This window comes from Rickettsia sp. MAE-05 (assembly GCF_057319745.1).
The window spans coordinates 604,067-625,210 of record NZ_JBLTIO010000001.1; the positions used below are offsets into that span (position 1 = coordinate 604,067).

Sequence of the window (21,144 nt, forward strand, 5' to 3'; positions counted from 1 at the left end):
GTTTAAAGTGCATACTTTAAACCTAAAGACTATTATGGCTATCGTTGATGGTTTTCTTACTTCCCCGACCACCAAGGGTTTATTTCTCTTCGGTGGTTAAAACTTGAGCAATTTAAGCTTAATCAATCGGGAGTGTCCATATGTCCAACCAAAATACCAAAACCCTATCTGAACTCGCAGCAGAGTTTACTTCAAAAGAAAATTTAGAAATTCTAAAAATTGAGATAGCAGAGCTGTTAGAAAGACCTTTGAAAAAGAGAGATATAGACGCAATAGAGAAACGCTTAGCAGAACTAGAAGCAATATTTGGTAGCTAAAGTATAAATATCATCGGTGAGCAGGCATTGCTTTCATTTATGTCATTCCTACTATTTAATATTTTAAGCTGTATTTATAGATACCGTGGTCAAGCCACGGTGACAGAACAGATTAAATATTAATCAAATGGTTTCACTATAACCATTATTACTGCAATAACCATACAAATAGCTGGAATCTCATTAACTATACGGTAAAATTTTTCTGAATGGATGTTCTTGCCATTTGCAAAATCTTTTCGCCATCTTGCAAGTAAACCGTGAAATATCACTAAAATTAACACTGCAAACATTTTAACGTGAAACCAAGTATCAAGAGCAACAAACCCGTAAATATGAGCATTTATTAAACCAAATATAAATGTGCTAATCATTGCCGGATTCATAATGAACCTGAGTAATTTTAGCTCCATCACTTGTAAGGTATTATCTAGCTCACTACCTATTTTAGCTTTGGTATGGTAAACATATATTCTAGGTAAGTAAAGAAGCCCTGCCATCCAACATATAGCAGATATCAGATGGACTGACTTAAACCATAGATAGTAATTTGCCATTCTTTTCCTTGTTAATTTGTTAATTTACATAAACATTTAGTAAATTCGTTTGGACATATTCTTGTACTAGAACTACTCGTAACTAAATTAGTATCAACCTTATTAATAAATTGTAGCAATATATTTGTCAAACTATTAATAAAAATTTTATTTGTTCCAAGTGTCGGAATTCGGATATATTGAATTTCATATTTATCTGCGATTAATTTATATTCAATATCAAGTTCTACTAGTGTTTCAACATGCTCGGATACAAAGGATATAGGTACGATAATTATGTCTTTTTTTAACTTTCCTGCTAGCTCTATTTCATCTTCCGTATTCGGTTTTAACCACTCTATAGGTCCTACTCTACTTTGATAAGTTATCTTATAATCTAGATCTTTCATATTTAATTCTTTAACTATTGCTTTTACTGTTTCTTTTATCTGAAAACTATATGATCGCCTGCTTTTATTATTTTTTCAGGTAATCCATGAGCAGAAAATAATATACGAAAATTTTTATCGTCATCGTATAGTTTTTCCTTAATCAATGAAACATGGCTTTTTATAAAATCTTCTTCTAGAGGATAACAACAAATTGTTTTAATTGGAATATCAATATCAAAGTTTTGTAAAAAATTTTTAACCGAAGATCCTGTCGTAGTACTTGAAAATTGAGGATATAGAGGCAATAATACTATTTCACTTGGATTATATTTTATTTGACCTATTACTTCTTTAGCAAAAGGTGCTGAATATCTCATATTTATAAAAATAGCGAAATCTTCTTTATGAGCTGCTTTAGTTTTTCGGTTAGTGCTAATTTCTGCTCCTCTGTTTCTGAAGTAAAGAAGATTTACCACCGATTAAAGAATAAATTTTTTGAGATTTTTTCTCTAGTAGTAGAAATTATTTTTGCAATAATATAGCGTAATGGATTCGGTAGATTAATTATAGCTTTGTCATAGAATAAATTAAATAAAAAAGGTTTTACGGATTCAAGGTTTTTTGACCGCCTAAATTAAAAGTACTATTGCTATTCTTTCTTCATATAACCTAACATATTCTGTCAAAAACTCTACATTTTCCGGAGGTGTTTCAGGTAAAATACCATGCCCTAAATTAAAGATAAAATTCTTTCCTTTCATTGTCTGAAGAATTTTATAAGCTTTTTCTTTGATAATTTCTTTATTAGTTAATAATACGACTGGATCTAAATTACTTGTACTATTACTTTATCACCCATTCTTTCATTTTTTCAAGAGGAACCATTTGATCTACGGCTAAAATATCTATAGGTACTTCTTTTATAAATTTTTCGTACAATAATCCTGCCTTTAGGAAAAGCAATTATAGGAATTTTTGGAAAAGCATCTTTTTACTTTTAATATAATTTTTTTGTCGGCTCTATTACAAATTCAGTAAACTCCTCTTCTCCAAGTACTCCTGACCATGAATCAAAAAGTTTTAAAACATCTGCTCCCGATTTTGCTTGATTCATAAGATGATCAGCTGTTTTTTCCATAATAAAATTCAACAATTCTTTAGCAAGTATTTTATTTTCATATATAAATTTTTTGCTCGTTTTAAAATCCTGTTTTCCTTTCCTTCTAGCATGTAACTCATCACTGTCCAAGGACTACCTACAAATCCTATTAAGGAAGTGGTGGAAGGTAATTCTTCTTTTACTTTTTTATTATTTCATAAACTTTCTCTAATTTATTATTCGGATTGCTTTGTAGATATTTAAAATCTTCTTGTGATTTGAACTGCTTTAATATAGGTCCTATGTTTTCTTTAAAATCTACTTCCCATCCAAGAGCATGAGGTAAAACTAATATATCAGAAAAAATAATAGCTGCATCAAACCCATAACGTTTTATCGGTTGTAAAGTTACTTCCGTTGCTTTATTAACATCATAACAAAAATCTAGAAAATTTTTTGTTGTTTCTCTTACTTTTTATATTCCGGCAAATATCTACCTGCTTGACGCATAAAACCAAATAGGTATCTTATTACTATTTCCTTTTAATGGATTTATAATTTGCTTCATACTATTACTAAAAATATTAAATTAATAAATATATTTATTATTTGTTGTTTATGTAAACAGAATTATGTAGATTAAATGTTTTAAACAGAGTTATCAACAAAACTTTCATTAAAATTTTCTTAAAAATATCGGTATTTTTAATTATAATTCACATAAGTTTATAATGAATTTATACAAGTAGATAATTAAGTGTAAAATTCGTTTATAGCTTAGAAAAGACTATTTTTTCAAAGGAAAATGAGATTTATTCACAATTTTATCCACAAACTATTTATTTAAAAGAAAATACACTAGATTTACTTGATTTAATAAGGATTTGAGGAAATTTTTAATAGATTTTAATAGGAAAAATAATAAGTTATTAAAAAATTTATCCACAATTACATGTGTAAAGTATGACAAAGCTAATTATTCACTTGGTTTCAGACTCTTCCGTGCAAACTGCAAAATATGCAGCAAATTCTGCTCTTGCACAATTTACTTCCGTAAAACCAAAATTATATCATTGGCCAATGATTAGAAATTTGGAATTGCTAAATGAAGTATTAAGTAAAATAGAATCTAAACACGGGATAGTATTATACACGATTGCTGATCAAGAACTCCGAAAAGCTTTAACGAAATTTTGCTATGAATTAAAAATTCCATGTATTTCTGTAATAGGTAAGATTATTAAAGAAATGTTTGTTTTTTCAGGTATTGAAATAGAAAAAGAACAAAATTACAATTATAAGTTCGATAAAACTTATTTTGATACGCTCAATGCTATAGATTACGCCATAAGACATGATGATGGACAAATGCTTAATGAGTTGTCGGAGGCCGATATAATATTGATAGGTCCTTCTAGAACTTCTAAGACACCTACTTCCGTATTTTTAGCGTATAACGGTCTAAAAGCTGCCAATATTCCTTATGTTTATAATTGTCCCTTTCCTGATTTTATGGAAAAAGACATAGATCAATTAGTAGTAGGACTCGTTATTAATCCAAATAGATTAATAGAGATAAGAGAAGCTAGGTTAAATTTATTGCAAATTAACGAAAATAAAAGCTATGCAGATTTTAATATAGTACAAAAAGAATGTTTAGAAGTTAGAAAAATTTGTGATCAAAGAAATTGGCCGGTAATTGACGTGTCAACTAGATCAATAGAGGAAACAGCGGCTTTAATAATGCGGATATATTATAATAGAAAAAATAAATATAATAAATAAAAAGATTTTCATTATTTACAAGTAGAAGCCTGTACTTTATAATTTTATTTATAAATATAGATGTTGTCCATATGAATATGAAAACAACATTATGTCATTCCCGCGTAGGCGGGAATCTAGGGTAAAGCGAGATAAATCGAGCTTTTCAAAAAATTTTAAAGTACTGGATTCCCGCTTCCGCGGGAATGACATAAAAGCCATATGTACAATACTACAAAAACACAAAGGAGAAATTATGGCAGATAAAATAACGGATAGCTCTTTTAAAAAGGAAGTATTAGAATCGGATTTACCGGTACTGGTTGATTTTTGGGCAGAATGGTGTGGACCATGCAAAATGTTAACACCGATAATAGATGAAATCAGTAAAGAATTAAAAGGCAAAGTAAAAGTACTTAAAATGAATATTGATGAAAATCCTAACATTCCTTCAGAATACGGGATTTGTAGTATTCCAACGATAATGTTATTTAAAAACGGTGAACAAAAAGATACTAAAATAGGTTCACAGCAAAAAAACTCTCTTTTAGATTGGATTAATAAATCTATTTAATAGTTATGTCACTTAGCCATTCAAAAGTATTTATAGAAATAACAAATGGTTATGTAGAAGGTATAGATACTCATAAAAGAGCTCAAGGTTTAAAGCATTTTTTTTTGAAAAAAGGAGTTTCTCTTTCTCCAAATATACCTATATTAAACGATATTAACTTTTCTTGCCAAGAAGGAGAAAAAATAGCTTTTATAGGAAGTAACGGTTCCGGAAAAAGCTCTCTTTTGAAGCTAATCGCCGGAATATATCCGTTAAAATCCGGTACGGTTAAAGTTCATGGAGATATTGCTGCAATTATAGATATGGGAGTCGGTTTTGAGCCGGAACAAACCGGTCGTGAAAATATAAAAATGTTGATGCTATATAATAATATGTTAGATAAATATAGCAGGAAAATTGAAAAGGAGATTATAGATTTTTCGGAACTAGGTAATAAAATCGACTTACCGATAAAAAATTATAGTTCAGGAATGTTATCACGACTTGCTTTTTCTGTATCAATATTTCAAAATCCCCAAATTCTATTACTTGATGAAGTTTTTGCGGCAGGAGATAGCCGTTTTATAGAAAAATCTCTTAATTTAATGAAAAGTAAATTTAAAAATACCCCTATTTCGATAATAGTAAGTCATCAAGAAGAAATTATAAAAGATAATTGCGAAAGATGTATTTTATTAAAAGACGGCAATATTATAGGTGATGGAACACCATCAGAAATGTTTAAAATTTATAATAGACTTCTTGGATAACCTACTTCTAAAGGTAATTTGTACGTCAATCCGGTACTCGAATCCTCACGTACGCTTTTGTACGCTGCGGTGCAGTGCTACCGTGTTTCTTTCAAATTCCTCTTTATAAGATAGGTTATCCAAGAAGTCTAATGGAGAAACTCATAAATGATAAAGTATTTTTTTTCTAAAAAATACTGGCGGGCAATAGCATTACTAGTTAAAGCTTCTATAATTAGGCAAAATAAGGATTCTTTTTTAGGTTCTTTATGGGGTTTAATTCAGCCTTTTATTCACATAATGGTAATTTCATATTTTTTCGGTTTTTTATTAAGACAACCGAGAGAATTTATGGTAATGAACTTAGTCGGCGGTATTCCTTTATGGAGTTTTATAGTAAGCAGCCTAACGATTTGTTCAAGTTCTTTAGTTACACGTGATCAAATAATAAAAAAAGTTAGAATTTCTAAGACTTTTTTTCCTGTTGCGGATAGTTTAGGGCAATTATATACTTTAATTTGCTCATTTTCGGCAATGTATTTTGCTTTTATTTTATTATTTCCGGAAAAATTTTCTTGGCAAATAATATTTATGCCGATATTAATTTTGCCCTTAATAATATGTGTGATTAGCGGTTCTATCGCAGTAGCATTTTTAACGCCGTATATTCGAGATATACCACAAATGTTGAGTGTTATTCTTGGAGTTATTTATTGGAGTATACCGATAGTTTATCCTTATTCACTAATTCCCGAATCTAAAAAAATATATTTTGAATTTAATCCGTTCTTTTTAGTTATAAGACCCGTACAAGCGTTGGTGATTGACGGAACATTACCGGATATGATGCTGATAGTTAAGTCTATTATAGTTGCATTTATTACTGTTTGTATCAGTTATTTAATTTATAGACAATTTTCTAAAAGAGTTATTTATTATTTATGAAACTTGGTTTTAATCTAGATTTTAATGAATTAGATTTAACCGGACTTAAAAAATTAGATCAAATATTTTTAGATTATCTCTTTAAAGCCGATAAATCTCTGTATAAAGATTTAATGTTATTTAGATCGACTCCTCTCTCCATTATTCCACAAGATTATTCCGAATTTTTGCTAAAAATTTCCCCTCATTTAGACGATTTTTTAGCAGAGTTATTTTGTATTTCAAAAGAAGTAACGATATCAAGGTTAAAACATAAAGATTTTGATATTATTTATGAATGTAAAAGAAAATTTGTTCAGCGTGTTGCCGTAAAAAAATACCCACCGGAAAAAATAAAAGATATTGATTTTGAAGATGTGTATTTAAAGCTAACTGATTTAATAGGTACGAATTTTACCTCTAAAGAATTTGCCAAACAAATAATTATATGGCAACAGGATGAAGAGAATTTTGCAGAAGAGTTAGATATAGCAGCTAGGTATGCAGCGTGCAGAGTGTCATCCCGTGGCTTGTCCGACACAAATCGTCATTGCGAGCGACTGAAAGGAGCGTGGCAATCTCATAAAAATGTCCTGAGATTGCCGCGTCGAGGCTTTGCCTCTCCTCGCAATGATGGAAAAGTTGATCCCGTGGACAAGCCACGGGATGACATCCTATTCAACCTCCCTCAAAAACTAGATAAAGAAAATCTAATAGACGATAAAAAAATATTAAAATATCAAAAAAATGAGAGAGTAGATTTTGACTATACAGATTCTTTTTTAAATCTAGATGAAGCCTTAAACGATTCTCATTATTGTATTTATTGCCATAAGCAGGATAAGGATAGCTGTTCCAAGGGATTACTGCAACCTCAGAATCGTCATTGCGAGGAGCGAAGCTTTGTTCCAATCTCAGGAGATTTGACGAGATTGCCACGCTCCTTGCAGTCGCATAGCTCAGACGGTTTAAAACAAGGCTGCCCTTTAAAACAAAAAATTTCCGAAATGAATTATGTTAAAGCACAAGGTTTTAACTTAGGTGCTCTTGCTATTATTATTATTGATAATCCGATGGTTGCAGCAACGGGTCATAGAATTTGTAATGATTGTTCTAAAGCTTGTATTTACCAAAAGCAAGATCCGGTAAATATCCCGTTAATAGAATCAAATATTTTAGAGGAAACGCTTAAATTACCTTACGGACTCGAGATATATCTACTTCTTACCCGCTGGAATCCGCTTAATATTTATGCACCGCTACCACAAGAATCTACTAATTATAATATTTTAGTTACCGGTCTTGGTCCTGCAGGTTTTAGCCTTAGCTATTATTTGCTGCGTTCAGGTCACAATGTCACGGCTATTGATGGTTTGAAAATTACTCCGCTACCTTTTGAAGTTCACAAGCCTATCAAATTTTGGCATGAATATAAAAATTTGTTATCGAAAAGAATGCCAAGAGGATTTGGAGGAGTAGCAGAATATGGAATTACCGTGCGGTGGGATAAAAACAATCTTGATATATTACGGTTAATACTCGAGAGAAATAACAATTTCAAATATTATGACGGGGTAGCTCTAGATTTTAATATAACGAAAGAACAGGCTTTCGATTTGGGTTTTGACCATATAGCTTTTTGCATTGGAGCAGGTCAGCCGAAAGTTTTAGATATAGAAAATTTTGAAGCTAAGGGCGTAAAAACAGCTTCTGATTTCTTAATGACTTTGCAAAGCGGAGGAGCATTTTTGAAAAATTCTAATACTAATATGGTAATTAGAATGCCGATTGCGGTAATAGGCGGCGGCCTTACTTCCTTAGATGCAGCAACGGAAAGTTTATATTACTATAAAAAGCAAGTAGAGGAATTTGCTGAAAATTATATAGAAAAAGATTTAACGGATGAAGATAAAGAAATAGCTGAAGAATTTATTGCTCATGCAAAATTATTTAAAGAGGCTAAGAGTAATGAAGAATTAAGAAAGGTTTTTAATAAGCTTGGAGGAGCTACTGTTTATTATCGTGGAAGATTGCAAGATTCGCCGGCATATAAATTAAATCACGAAGAGCTAATATATACATTAGCACTCGGTGTTGATTTTAAAGAAAATATGCAACCTTTAAGGATTAATGTTGATAAATACGGTCATGTGGAGGGGATGGAATTTAAGACTCGTCATTGCGAGCAGTCAAAGACTGCGTGGCAATCTGAGGAACTTAGCTTAACAAGATTGCCGCGTCAATGCTACGCATTTCCTCGCAATGACGTTAAAGCTAAAACCGTGATTATGGCAATCGGTATAGAAAATAATACTCAATTCGATGAGGATAAATACAGTTATTTCGGTGATTGTAATCCTAAATATTCGGGTAGTGTAGTGAAAGCTCTTGCTAGTAGCAAAGAAGGGTATGAGGCTATTAATAAAAGACTTATAAATAATTCCCCTAGCTTTAAAAATAGTTATAAAGATTTTTGTACACAGCTTGATTATTTGCTAACTTCTAGGGTTAATAAAATAAATATTCTAGATGATAAAATTTTTGAGCTTATAATTCACTCACCGCTTGCTGCTAAAAATTTTAGGTTCGGACAGTTCTTTCGCTTACAAAATTATTCTGAAGATGCTTCTAAGTTAATAGAGCCGGTAGCCTTAAGCCCTACCGATATAGATGTAGAAAAAGGTTTAATTAGATTTGTAATTTATGAAGTCGGTAAATCTACTAGCTTATGTAAAACATTATCTGAAAATGAGAAAGTAGCTTTAATGGGACCGACAGGCTCGCCGCTAGAAGTACCTCAAAATAAAAAAATAGTTATGGTTGATTCCGAAGTAGGTAATATAGGCTTATTAAAAGTTCTAAAAGAAAATAATAATGAAGTTATATTTGTTACCTATCCTGATATAAAAATCCGTAAATTAGTTTCAGTGGATATAGTAATAATTAATGCTTCTCCTGACATAATAGAAGAATTGCAAAGCCTAAAAAATGAAATATTCGGTGAAAATACGGAGCTAATAATTAGCGTTAATTCATCGATGCAATGTATGATGAAAGGAATCTGCGGACAATGTATACAAAAGGTTAAAGGAGAGCAGAAATATATTTTTGCATGTATTTGTCAAAATCAAAAAGCAGAAATAATTGATTTTAAGAGCTTAAAAACTCGTTTACGCCAAAATTCTTTACAAGAAAAAATGCTCCGTCATTGCGAGCAACTGTAGGGAGTCCTTATGTCATTCCTGCCTTCGCAGGAATGACATAAGGATGTCCGTACACTATTTATAAACTCACTTCTCAAAACGACAAAATGCTCTACTACTATCTTGATTAAGAAAATCGATAATTTGTATTACTATAGAATTATTTTTATATTTCTCGGCAACTTGTTTAATACGTTCAGCAAAATTACCTCCACCTGAGAAAATTTCTTCGATAGCCTTTAAGGCACTTAAAGAGTCTGCTTTATCAAATCCTTTTCTATTCATGCCGATTAGATTTAACCCCTCAAGCACCGCACGTTTACTACTTACAAGCCCGAACGGTATTACGTCTGCTCCGACCGGTGATAGCCCGCCAATCATCGAATATTTACCGATTCTAGCATATTGATGTACGGCAGATAGCCCGCCGATTATTGCGTAATCACCTACTTCAATATGACCTGCTAGGCTTACGTAATTAGCAAACACTACATTATTGCCGATTTTACAATCATGACCGATATGAACGCCGACCATAAATAAATTATTATTTCCTACTCTTGTCACCATTCCGCCGCCTTGGCTTCCTGCTTGTACCGTAACATATTCTCTAATAGTATTATTAGAGCCGATTATCGTGCTTGATCGCTCATTAGCATATTTTAAGATTTGTGGAGGTTGGCCGATTGATGCAAAAGGGTAGATTACAGTGTTTTCACCGATTTCAGTAATCCCTTCAATTACCACATGAGATTTTAGCTCGACATTTTCATGAAGCACAACTTCAGGACCTATAATACAATACGGTCCAATTTTTACGTTTTTACCGAGCTTTGCCCTTTCTGCGATTAAACTAGTCGGATGTATATTAGAATTTGACACTATATCCCTTACGATTTATCTTTAATCATTGCGGTAAATTTACTTTCTGCAGCCATTTCACCTTCAACCGTAACCGTACTTGAAAATTTCCACACATTAGCTCTTTGTTGGTCAATAGTAGCGTGGATATACATAGTATCACCGGGCTGAACGATTCTCCGAAATTTTGCATTTTCGATAGCCATTAAAAACACTTCTTTATTTTTAGTAGAGCCTAAAGATTTAGCAACTAATATAGCAGCTAATTGTGCCATAGCCTCAACCATTAGAACGCCCGGCATAACAGGTCTTGCCGGAAAATGTCCTGTAAATTGTGGTTCGTTAACGGTAACGTTTTTAATACCTTTTATTGATTTGTTAAGATCAATTTCAAGTACCCTATCTACTAATAAAAATGGATAGCGATGAGGTATTAAATCCATGATTTCGGTAATATCTATGATCATTTATTTAGGTCTCTTCTTTAATGTAAATGTTCTGTCATTGCATGTGGATATACAAAAGCACTCGGTGTCATCCCGTGGCTTGACCACGGGATCTAGAAAAATAACTAAAAATACTAGCATGCTAGTATTTTTAACTGGATTCCGTGAATAAATCACGGAATGACAGAGGCAAAACTGGTCCACGCAACAATGTCTCCTCGCAATGACGACTCAGTATTTTTTCAATAGCAAACTACTTTTTTAATTTGCTATTAGAGGTCTTTACTAATTGTTTCATAATAATAGATTGTCTATGCCAATCCATGATAGGAACTGCAGGGCTACCGCCGACAATTTTACCTGCCTCTATATTTTGTGCTACACCGCCTTGTGCCGCTACCTGTGTCCCGTCGCCTATATTTAGATGTCCAGCGATTCCTACTTGCCCTCCAAGAGCACAATATTTCCCGATTATACTACTACCTGCAATACCTGCCTGTGCTACTATAATAGAGCCTTTGCCTATTTTTACGCCATGTCCTATTTGCACTAAATTATCTATGCGGCATAAATCTTCTATAATAGTATCTTGAAGCGAACCTCTATCAATAGTAGTATTGCTACCGATTTCAACATTATTGCCGATTTTAACTATTCCTATATGAAATATTTTATGATGTATGCCTTTTTCGGTAGAAAACCCAAACCCGTCCTGTCCGATTTTTGCACCTGCAAGTATTACTACCTCATCACCTATAATTGTATAATTTATTGAAACATGCTGCTCTATTCTGGCATTTCTGCCGATATTTACGCCTCTACCTATAAAACTTCCGGCTTCTATAATACTATTATCACCTATAATAACATCGTCTTCAATAACTACATTGTGACCTATATAACAATTTTTTCCGATAGTCGCCGAATCTGCAACAATAGCGGATTTCATTATTTTAGTAGGGTATGATTTAATAGGAGTATAGAAAAAATCTATTAATTTGCCGTAAGCAAAATATGAATTCTCCGCATGTATTAAAACAGTATTTGGATTTGCTTCCCCCGTAAAATTTTTCGGCACTATACAAGCAGCAGCTTTGGTAGTTTTTAAAAATTCGGAGTATTTAGGATTGCTTAAGAAGCTAATATCATTTGGTGATGCTTCCTGCAGAATTTTAATATCATGAATAGCTATATCTTCATGAATCTTAGGAGGTTCTATAATGTCGTGTAAAAAATCTATAATTGCCGTTAGTTTTCGTGGTCCTAAATTTTTATAAAAATTACTACTTACCATATGAAACTTTAAGCAAATTAATCATTAGCGACAGTATATAAGTGATAGTTTTATTATGCAACAAAATTTATAGCTCGAAAAACTCGTTCGGTGTCATCCCGTGGTTTGTCCACGGTATCCAGTAAAACAACTAAAAATACTAATAATATTAGTATTTTTAACTAGACCCCGTGGACAAGCCACGGGATGACAGAGGTGAAATTGATCCAAGCAACTATTAATATTATAGTTTATAAAAGTCACAAACATTAATTTTTATTAATATAAATTTAATATTATCTTAATATCTAGAAAAATATTTAGTTAATATTAATTTACTTTTTATTAAGAAGAAGTAAATTAATATATTGTAGCTATTTTAGTACAAATCTTATTAATTTTTACAAAAATATAATAATCTAATTTCTCTTAATAAAGCCTAAATTATATTAACTAAATCAAGGTATTGAAAATGTTAGGGTCGTGCCTCCGTATTGCAGTTTAGAGTAAATAGTCTATAATCCTCAAACAGTAATAAGAGAGAATTATAGTTAAGGAGTTATGGCAAAAATAGATGTTAAGTGTAGATATTGTAACAACACAGAAGAAGTAATAAAGTCAGGATATTCAATTTCAAAACAACAGAGATATCAATGCAAGCGGTGTAATCGATATTTTCAATTGGAGTATATTAATAATGCATCTAAGCCTGGAGTTAAGGAGCAAATAGGCCCGATACTAAAGATCGTGCAAGGAGCGGCAAAGTTGAGCAGCTTAAACTGGAAAATTCTTGATATTTTCTTCATATATTTTTTGAGCTTCTGATAATGATAATTTTGAATAAATCTCTAGAGACTTGCGGGTTTCATGACCAGAATATGGTTGGATGAGTGCGTCGTCTATTCCTCTTTTTTTAAGCCAAGTAAATAAAAAATGACGTAATTTATGTGGAGAAATATTCTGCCTCATACCAGCTAAATTACTATATTTTTTAATATTCTTCTAATTCCTCTATCAGAATATGGTTTTTTCCAGCTTGACTCAAATAAGTACAATGTCTTATTCTCTGCGGTACTGGTGATATACATTGCTAATGTTTCCCGAAAACTTTTTGGAAACGGTACTATTCTATCTTTTTTCCTTTTCCAGCAATAATTCTAATTTGACATCCATTCAGGTCAACATCAGGCTTTTTTAACCTTACCAGCTCACTTACTCTTATACCTGTATATATTAATACTTTTATAATTATAATGTCCTGTATATTTTTACTTTTCCATATTACATCATAGTATTTCTGTATTTCTTCTTCATTTGGAACATAAGGTAATTTTTTAGGTTGAGCTGTAACTACTACTTCTAATTCTTGCCTTAAATACATAAATACAGTACGTAAATAGCCATAATCCGGTGATTCAGATCTTAGGTATTTAGCTAATTGTAGAGCTTTTTTCTTGGTGGAGTTCTTTTATTCATGGTTATGCTGCCTCCCTTGCAAAAAGAGCCTGGTCAACATTAATTGCTAAACGCTTATTTAGATCTAAACTAAAACTACCATATGGATTAATATGTTCACTAATTAGAGGAGAAATCGCTCTTTTATCTTCATTACTCATCCTTTCTAACCAAGATGATTCCACTAATATTTGTTGTAGCATTAAAGTATTGATGTACACCATTGATAGTTGTAATAAATGCAAACATAAAGTAGATAATTTGAACTCTAGTGGGTTATTACTACGAAATACTCCCGTTTTTCCATAAAATATAATGTCATTAACACCATTCCAACGTTCTACAACATTTAATGCACTATGTATTTCTTGTCTTAGTTCTAGAGAATTAAAATAATTACATAGGAAAATAGTTTTTACTGCTCTTCCTAACTCTCTAATGGCTTGGTATGCTTCATGTTGTACATTACCCTTAGTAAATTTTCTGAGTAATCCTTCTGTATCAGCTATTCCTAATTTCAATGAGATAGCATGTTGTATAATATATTCATAATGTCTTTTGATTAGCTCCCAGTCAATAGGACGCACTAATATGTCTTCTATATGGTTTAAGCCTTTTTGCTCTTCTTTATCAGTGTAATACAATCTTTGTTTATGAATATTTTTGAATCTTGGCATCAAAGCAAAGGAAAATAGGTAAGAAAATGCAAAGCCTATTTCGCTTGCACCATGTGTATCTACGTAATTCTTGTCTATATTTGCATTTGTTGCATGCTTCAATATACCTTCTAACATTGCCGCTACTTCTGAAGAATGACAGCTTTTCATTTGCGAATAAATACATACAGATGAAGTATCAACGTGCCAATAAATCATTACTCCTTTGCTATGATAACGAGGATGCCAACTACTCATCAAATTCTGATCAGATGCTTTAAAATGTTTTGAATCTGAAGCGACTGATGTTGTATTGTCGCCCCATAGTGATGTGAAGCGAATCTTTAGTAAACTATTCACTATTTTACGAATAGCCGCTTGCAAGTTTTCTTGATCAAAATATCTAAGCTTTATATATTGTAAATCTTGGTAACTAATCTCTCCATTACTCATACTTTTAAGACCAGTATTTGTACCATATCCCAAAATAGCTAAAAGTAGTCTCTTACAAATAATTTCTTTATCTAATCCTGTTTTAGGACCACTTGCAACAAAGTCATCTGTAAAATTAACAAACAGATCTACTTCTTTTAAAATATCAAGTAAGCTAGTTGATGGCCAACGCTTAAACACCTCTTCTTTTATTAATTCTAATTGTTTTGGTGGATTTTGCTCTTTTATTTTGGCAACCCTTATATGACCTTTTGGCTTTTTTAGAATATGCACGAATTTATTTTGGGGAATAGAATTATTTAATCTAAATAATGAGTTTTTTAACTCTGCTTTTAGTGTATTGATAAAAGTATCGGCGTCTTGTGGTTGCCTCAGAATATTAAAATATTTTTCTTTATTTTGATCAAAATCCTGTGGTAAATCCTCTTCAGGATTACGATACTTATAACCTCCCTTTACCCAAACTTCTTTACTCCTAAGTTTATTTCTTAACTTATTTAATACACATAATTTTAAATCTATTTTTTTAACTCTATTATTTTTATCAAATATCTTATCCCTATGTGATTTTTGTACCGTCTGTTCTATCTCCAGTACTTGATTGCTATAATAATATCGCTTATTGTTATTAATATTATCGGTCGTGCCTCCGTATTGCAGTTTAGAGTAAATAGTCTATAATCCTCAAACAGTAATAAGAGAGAATTATAGTTAAGGAGTTATGGCAAAAATAGATGTTAAGTGTAGATATTGTAACAACACAGAAGAAGTAATAAAGTCAGGATATTCAATTTCAAAACAACAGAGATATCAATGCAAGCGGTGTAATCGATATTTTCAATTGGAGTATATTAATAATGCATCTAAGCCTGGAGTTAAGGAGCAAATAGTAGAAATGTCAATCAACGGCTCTGGAGTTAGAGATACAGTAAGAGTATTAAAAGTGGGTATCAATACAGTTATCCGTGTTTTAAAAAATCTAGTATTAAAAACAATAAATCATTCTATCAGTACAACAGAAGTAATTATTGCTCCTGAGATAGATGAACAATGGTCTTATGTACAGAATAAATCCAGACAACGATGGCTTTGGTATGCCTTGGATAAGATTTCGTTAAAAGTAGTTGCTTATACGTTTGGTACAAGATGTGATAGCACATTAGAATCATTACTGAAAAAACTAGAGAATTTCAAGGTGACTTTTTACTATACAGATGGATGGGGGAGTTATGCTAGGTTATTAGACCCTAAAAAGCATATTATCAGTAAAAAATACACTCAACGGATAGAACGAAGTAACTTGAACCTTAGAACGAGATGCAAGAGGCTTGCACGTAAGACAATCTGCTTTTCCAAGTCATTGGATATTCATGATAAGGTTATTGGTACTCTTATTGAACGTATAGCTTTTTAATAGGCGTAACTGCAATATGGAGGCATGACCAACGAAATTTCTTTTGAGTGGAAGAAATTAATTTATATTGTGAGTCTGTAAATTTTGAATTTAATCGTTTCATAAAAAGTTCCTATAATCCCCAGTCTCGGTACATTATTAACCAAAACTGCAAAAAATCTGAAAGCTTTTATAGCACAATTATTCTAACTATGAAAGTCATTTCTTAACTCGGTACTTTCAATAACTTTGCCGCTCCTTGCACGATCTTTAGTATCGGGCCTTATTGATGAGAAGCTATAAAACTAATCAGACATCAGGGGCGTTATCAGAATTTATTGAAAGATTAAAAGAAAAAGGGAAATCGTTCAATGTAATTGCAGTAGCTATAGCTAATAAATTGGCTAGAATCGCTTATGCCTGTCTGGTAAAGAACAGAAATTACCAATTGGTATAATAGTACTTAAGATTTAGGATAAATTATAAACTATATAATTTTTAAACTAGATAGGGGTAAAGAAATAAAAACAAAGTAGAATAATAAAACGGCGGGTTAAAGAGATAATACATAAGCATTCTGGATGAAATCCGAGCTAACGTCATGGTACCTAGATACCGCTAACTTGAGTGAATCTCTCTAGGATCTTAGGCAGAATGCAGAAACCATTATGGCACTTTGATGCCGAATATATGACTGCTTCATTTATCATTAACTGTTTTTTATTTTTAGTACTTGTTTTTAACCAGGCGTCCATATATGACGATGCCTTTTCCTTAACTTTACGCATATGATTACTTGGACCGAGCCATTTATTTCACTTAATGATGCCGACAGAGCCTTTCTTTTTAATTGGGCAATTTGGTGTTAAAGATGGAGAAAGGATTTTAGAAGCTTCAGTTTTTAATTGTCTATTATATTTTGCTGGAAAAACTTCAATAGTATTAAACCTATCATTATTATATTTAATACCCATTATATTTAATTTTCCATTAAATTTTGCCTCTTCAATCTCTTTTTGTTTTTCTTCTACTATATTCAAGTCTAACTTTATTCCATTATATGTAAAATGCCCCATATGGGCATTTTTAGCTGCTTCTTTTAGTTCTTTACCGATTATAGTATGGATAGTTCCTAATTCATTTGTCCCTTTACCTATCTCATTAACATATCTTGCTTTTACTCCCCAATGACCGTCAGTACTACTACTTTCAATTATTCCTATTCCTAAGTTATACAACGCAAGTGCTGTGATTGCATATTCTACACCTCTTTCTGCTCCATTTTTAATAAAATTTTTTTGAATATTATACATTATATCATATTTTTCTCTTTTAATCCAACCGTCAGGATTTAATTTACTTAAACCGCTTATTCTTGTAAATGTTGATGCCCTAGCTTCTTTTAGGCTTCTAATGTGCTTTATTACTTCTTGAGCAGATTCAAATATAGGGAGACCTTCTTTTTTATGATAAGCATTAGCTATATTTAGTACTTTATTTGCTTGCCCCTGAGTAATTAATAATTCAAACTTGCTTGCCTGAAACTCGCTTTCACGGCATATTACAGAATTAGGAGGATCAGTATTTACAAATAGACCAGCGATTTGATCATTTTGATTTCTACAAGCTATACCTATTGCAAAACGAGATTGTGTATCTGATTTTAGGTCATAAATTTTCTGTTTCATTGAAAAAGCCGGTTTTTAAACGCTAATTTAGGATAAGGCAGACTGAATAAAGAATAAATTGGGCAAGGAATTAAGAGATTTATTTAGATTAAAAGCATTAATACAAGCGAGTATGTGCACTAGAAAATTTAGAGGAGATCTATGCCTTGAATGTTCTAGATTCATCCTATTTTTTAGCACATTAAATACAGATTCAACCAATGATCCTTTTCGTAATAGAATCTTATCTTCCATTTCCAATAAATGATTCTTCATATCTTTACGTATCCCTGTAAATAAACGTAATCCACGTCTAAACAAATTGGTAAATAATTCCTTGGAAATATATCCTTTATCCCCTAATAATTTACCGTATAACCCTTTAGTAATTGAGTCTACAGCAGATAAATCACTAGCATTTCCTTTTGTTATTTTAATCGCCATAATTTGACCTTTATTGTTAATTACAATATGTAATTTAAAGCCCATAAACCATCCATAACTACTCATACCCATTTTAGATATACCGCTAAATACTTTGTTGCTATTTGTACGTTTTGCATGGCATATTGATGATTTGGTTGAATCTATAAAATAAATTCCTGTTTTCTCTCCTCTAAATAGCTGCCGCATTATAACAAGCGGTAGAATTAATCTTGGCCATAATTGTATTATTCGACTATATCTTGGTAATTTAAAATAACCTCTATATTTATATGACAGATGATATAAATAATAGTTTTTAAAATCTTTGCACGGAGATAAATAAAAATATAATACGATAGTTAAAAGCTCTGAAAGGCTTAAACTTCCTGATCTTTCACGTTTCCTATCTGTTGGTATTAACTTTTGCTTCTCCCATTCTTCATATATTTTGCAAAAATTATCTAGTATGTAGAATAAACTTGTGATACGTCTTTTCATTGTTGGGTGCTCGTTTTTTTGTCAAAAACTTTTGTAACCCAACACTCTTCTCTTGTAAATATCTTATTCTTATTTCCTTCTTTCTGCACTCCTTATCCTAAACTGGCGTTTTTAAGGTTAAAATTACTCATATTTTATATATTTCTACCTAAATTTTTAGATTTAAAATTTTGTGGAGTAAATGTATGTGCTTTTACCATATTTTCTTTTATTTTTTCTACAGCAGCTAAGCTATTTTGTTTACTATATTTCATAGCATCTAGATAAAAATTTATTTTCTTTTTTTCTTTCTCAAAAGCTGTTTTATTACCTGCATTTAAAATAGCCAGCATAGCGTGTTTCACTACCTTACCAAAGTTTCTCAAAGCATGAGATTTATTAGTATCTACAGTTTTTTCACACCAAGCATTTAAATCTCTTAGTTTTTGCTTTACTGATAAAAGTTCCTTTTTATTATCTGTATTTATAATATCAGTTACTTTTTCTTTAAATTCTTTGTAGCTTTGATTTTGCTTTAGATTTTCTATTATCTCGTCTTGTAATAATTCTTTTAAATTATTAATAATGCTAGGGATTCTTTTTTCTTCAGCTAATTCTTTTGATAAGAGATCTTCTATAGATTTATAATTTTTAAGTTGGGGAAAACTATCTTTATTAGACCGTAAGTTTTGCATATCTAATAAAGTTGTCTCTGCTTTTTCTTCTATTGCGTGCTTACTTAATTCTGGGAAATTTGCCTCAACTAAGTTTTTAATATCTTGTTTATGGATTATAAAATCTTTTAAATCATTAATTGTAGACAAATTATCATTTTGCAATCTTTTGTTTACTAATTTTAATAATTTGTGTAAATTATTTTCTGTATTATTACTGTCTATATTGTCAAAAAATTTTTTCACTTCATTATATGTTACTTCATTCTTATTTAATGAAATTAATTCTTCGCCTTCATGAGTAAAACCATATTTAGGATAATCTTCAACCTTAACCTTAGCCTTTTGTAATAAGTTCTTAATTTCTGCTATTGTAGGATCCCAAGGTATTAATTTCTTATCTTTTACTATGGTCATAGGTAAATCCATATTATATTTTTCAGAAACATAATATTTTGATGCTAGAGCATATACCTTATGATCAAGATCATCGTCTTGTAAAGCTATACCTACTAATCCTTTAGGATATAAATTAGCAATTATCTCGTTATAATCTTTTTGAGGATTGTCTTTTAGAAAATGCCTGTATGTTTCTAAAAACTTTTCTTTTGATTGGGTTTGAACAAACTTTTTACTATCAATTTTCATATTAAAAAAATCGTCTGTTCTACGTGCATTATCTGTCCAAAAATCATGTGGCATAAAATGCCTAATAGTAGACTCATCTGCATTATATAATAAACCTATACCTGTCGGAAATAACGAGATATTTGCCTCCGGCACTAAGAGTGTAGCACTTCTTCCTCTATTACCATCACGTTCAATATTTTTATATTCTCCATCTTGACGGTATTGATATAGATATTTAATCTCATCTTCAATACGCCCTGTTCTTGCTATTATATTTGATTCTTCGAAAAGCTCTTGTAACTCTTTATTACTTAACTTTTTATTAGTATTTTTAAACTCTTCTTCTACTACATCTAAAGCAGTCTCGCCAATTTTATTTTTAATATTTATATCTGCCCCTAACATTATTAATTTCTTAATTAGTTCACCATTATGTGATTTTGCGGCAATATGTAAAACAGTTTCACCATCTTTATTTCTAGCGTTGATATCAAAACCAAGTTTTTGAAAATTTTCTACTATTTCAAAGTTACTATTTTGAATTGCTATATGTATTGGAGTATTATTTTGATAATCAATAAACTGAGATAGTACTTTTTTTCCTGTTACATGTTTTTCTTTTATTAAATATGCTAATATTTCGTTATTTCCTCCAATAGCAGCATGGTATAAATAATTTTGTCCATTTTTATCATCTATTGTATCTAAAAATTCTTTTTTAAATAAATATTTAGTTGCAGTAAAATTACCTTTTTCCAAAGCTTGACAAAATAGCTCATACTGGTTCTCTTTAAATTTAGCTTTATTTTTTATCAACAATTTAAATATTTTAGGATTATTAGTACGAATAGCATACTCTATTGGAGTAAAGCCATAGTAATCCTCAGCATCAATATTAGCGCCACTTTTTATTAATTCTAATATTACTCCATAGTTACTTTTAATATTAACTTGTGGCTTATTAGCATAAAGAATTGCAGTATGCAAAGGGGTGCGCCCTAAATTATTCTTAGCTTCTATATTTGAATCCGCTTTCAATAATATTTTTGCTATTTCTGGTGTCCTTGCCATATGTAATGCAGTTTCACCTGTGATATCTTGAGCCTGCACATTAATATTATGGCTTATTAGCACTTGAGCTTTTTGAATATTATTGCGCTCAGCAGCACGATGTAATAACGTTCGTTTAAATTTTC

19 protein-coding genes and 3 pseudogenes are annotated in these 21,144 nt (G+C 31.2%); 8 read left to right on the top strand and 14 right to left on the bottom strand.

Translation table 11 applies throughout. From position 1 onward, the window contains the following. The first annotated feature begins 140 nt into the window (after positions 1–140). On the top strand, positions 141–317 hold the full coding sequence (locus ACNFN7_RS03440; protein WP_485440828.1) for a DUF5320 domain-containing protein: 177 nt from the start codon (positions 141–143) through the stop codon (positions 315–317). A 119-nt stretch (positions 318–436) separates the two neighbouring features. On the opposite strand, the gene hemJ is transcribed toward ACNFN7_RS03440, so the two are convergent. The 4 genes and pseudogenes from hemJ to ACNFN7_RS03460 form a co-directional block, all read right to left on the bottom strand. Further along, a complete protein-coding gene (gene hemJ, locus ACNFN7_RS03445; RefSeq protein ID WP_485440829.1) occupies positions 437–874 on the bottom strand; it encodes a protoporphyrinogen oxidase HemJ in 438 nt (145 codons plus the stop codon). A gap of 11 nt (positions 875–885) precedes the next feature. Beyond that, positions 886–1,921 (bottom strand): annotated as a pseudogene (gene hemH / locus ACNFN7_RS03450) (ferrochelatase). 52 nt (positions 1,922–1,973) lie between these two features. Next, positions 1,974–2,042, bottom strand: a pseudogene (locus ACNFN7_RS03455) (hypothetical protein); the annotation flags it as partial. Between the two features lie 200 nt (positions 2,043–2,242). Further along, a pseudogene (locus tag ACNFN7_RS03460) lies at positions 2,243–2,753 on the bottom strand (uroporphyrinogen decarboxylase family protein); the annotation flags it as partial. 554 nt (positions 2,754–3,307) lie between these two features. Between ACNFN7_RS03460 and ACNFN7_RS03465 the strand changes: the two are divergent. The 5 genes from ACNFN7_RS03465 to ACNFN7_RS03485 all read left to right on the top strand — a co-directional run bounded on the left by ACNFN7_RS03465 (position 3,308) and on the right by ACNFN7_RS03485 (position 9,558). Beyond that, complete coding sequence (locus tag ACNFN7_RS03465; RefSeq protein ID WP_485440830.1) at positions 3,308–4,129, top strand: pyruvate, water dikinase regulatory protein; 822 nt, start codon at positions 3,308–3,310, stop codon at positions 4,127–4,129. 235 nt (positions 4,130–4,364) lie between these two features. After that, positions 4,365–4,682, top strand: coding sequence for a thioredoxin (trxA, locus tag ACNFN7_RS03470; protein ID WP_485440831.1), 318 nt, complete (start codon positions 4,365–4,367; stop codon positions 4,680–4,682). Between the two features lie 5 nt (positions 4,683–4,687). After that, on the top strand, positions 4,688–5,431 hold the full coding sequence (locus ACNFN7_RS03475; protein ID WP_485440832.1) for an ABC transporter ATP-binding protein: 744 nt from the start codon (positions 4,688–4,690) through the stop codon (positions 5,429–5,431). 147 nt (positions 5,432–5,578) lie between these two features. Next, positions 5,579–6,355 carry an ABC transporter permease gene (locus ACNFN7_RS03480; protein ID WP_011270361.1) on the top strand — a complete coding sequence of 259 codons (777 nt, stop codon included), beginning with the start codon at positions 5,579–5,581 and terminating at the stop codon, positions 6,353–6,355. Further along, positions 6,352–9,558, top strand: a complete 3,207-nt coding sequence (locus tag ACNFN7_RS03485) for an FAD-dependent oxidoreductase (RefSeq protein ID WP_485440833.1) — start codon at positions 6,352–6,354, stop codon at positions 9,556–9,558. The genes ACNFN7_RS03480 and ACNFN7_RS03485 overlap by 4 nt, the downstream gene beginning before the upstream one ends. A gap of 66 nt (positions 9,559–9,624) precedes the next feature. On the opposite strand, the gene lpxA is transcribed toward ACNFN7_RS03485, so the two are convergent. The 3 genes from lpxA to lpxD form a co-directional block, all read right to left on the bottom strand. Further along, a complete protein-coding gene (lpxA, locus tag ACNFN7_RS03490; RefSeq protein WP_485440834.1) occupies positions 9,625–10,419 on the bottom strand; it encodes an acyl-ACP--UDP-N-acetylglucosamine O-acyltransferase in 795 nt (264 codons plus the stop codon). Between the two features lie 8 nt (positions 10,420–10,427). Beyond that, a complete protein-coding gene (fabZ, locus tag ACNFN7_RS03495; protein WP_011270364.1) occupies positions 10,428–10,865 on the bottom strand; it encodes a 3-hydroxyacyl-ACP dehydratase FabZ in 438 nt (145 codons plus the stop codon). Positions 10,866–11,097: 232 nt separating this feature from the next. Continuing rightward, complete coding sequence (gene lpxD / locus ACNFN7_RS03500) at positions 11,098–12,138, bottom strand: UDP-3-O-(3-hydroxymyristoyl)glucosamine N-acyltransferase (protein WP_485440835.1); 1,041 nt, start codon at positions 12,136–12,138, stop codon at positions 11,098–11,100. A gap of 540 nt (positions 12,139–12,678) precedes the next feature. On the opposite strand from lpxD, the gene ACNFN7_RS03505 reads away from it, so the two are divergent. Next, positions 12,679–12,942, top strand: a complete 264-nt coding sequence (locus ACNFN7_RS03505) for an IS1 family transposase (RefSeq protein WP_485440836.1) — start codon at positions 12,679–12,681, stop codon at positions 12,940–12,942. Here the strand turns inward: ACNFN7_RS03505 and ACNFN7_RS03510 are convergent. From ACNFN7_RS03510 to ACNFN7_RS03520, 3 genes are all read right to left on the bottom strand, one after another. Next, on the bottom strand, positions 12,892–13,113 hold the full coding sequence (locus ACNFN7_RS03510; RefSeq protein ID WP_485440885.1) for a tyrosine-type recombinase/integrase: 222 nt from the start codon (positions 13,111–13,113) through the stop codon (positions 12,892–12,894). The two genes, ACNFN7_RS03505 and ACNFN7_RS03510, sit on opposite strands and share 51 nt — an antisense overlap. A gap of 127 nt (positions 13,114–13,240) precedes the next feature. Then, a complete protein-coding gene (locus ACNFN7_RS03515; RefSeq protein ID WP_485440837.1) occupies positions 13,241–13,498 on the bottom strand; it encodes a tyrosine-type recombinase/integrase in 258 nt (85 codons plus the stop codon). A 97-nt stretch (positions 13,499–13,595) separates the two neighbouring features. Continuing rightward, positions 13,596–15,353 (bottom strand): Tn3 family transposase, encoded by a 1,758-nt coding sequence (locus ACNFN7_RS03520; protein ID WP_485440886.1) that lies wholly within the window; start codon positions 15,351–15,353, stop codon positions 13,596–13,598. A gap of 49 nt (positions 15,354–15,402) precedes the next feature. Here ACNFN7_RS03520 and ACNFN7_RS03525 point away from each other — a divergent pair, with 49 nt between their 5' ends. Continuing rightward, on the top strand, positions 15,403–16,095 hold the full coding sequence (locus tag ACNFN7_RS03525; RefSeq protein ID WP_485440838.1) for an IS1 family transposase: 693 nt from the start codon (positions 15,403–15,405) through the stop codon (positions 16,093–16,095). On the opposite strand, the gene ACNFN7_RS03530 is transcribed toward ACNFN7_RS03525, so the two are convergent. From ACNFN7_RS03530 to ACNFN7_RS03545, 4 genes are all read right to left on the bottom strand, one after another. Next, positions 16,073–16,198, bottom strand: a complete 126-nt coding sequence (locus ACNFN7_RS03530; RefSeq protein WP_485440839.1) for a hypothetical protein — start codon at positions 16,196–16,198, stop codon at positions 16,073–16,075. The two genes, ACNFN7_RS03525 and ACNFN7_RS03530, sit on opposite strands and share 23 nt — an antisense overlap. Positions 16,199–16,889: 691 nt before the next feature. Beyond that, on the bottom strand, positions 16,890–17,762 hold the full coding sequence (locus ACNFN7_RS03535; protein ID WP_485440840.1) for a hypothetical protein: 873 nt from the start codon (positions 17,760–17,762) through the stop codon (positions 16,890–16,892). A gap of 27 nt (positions 17,763–17,789) precedes the next feature. After that, positions 17,790–18,665 carry an IS982 family transposase gene (locus ACNFN7_RS03540; RefSeq protein WP_485440841.1) on the bottom strand — a complete coding sequence of 292 codons (876 nt, stop codon included), beginning with the start codon at positions 18,663–18,665 and terminating at the stop codon, positions 17,790–17,792. Positions 18,666–18,799: 134 nt separating this feature from the next. After that, positions 18,800–21,144: ankyrin repeat domain-containing protein (locus ACNFN7_RS03545; RefSeq protein WP_485440842.1), on the bottom strand; the 2,345-nt coding region annotated here is incomplete at its 5' end.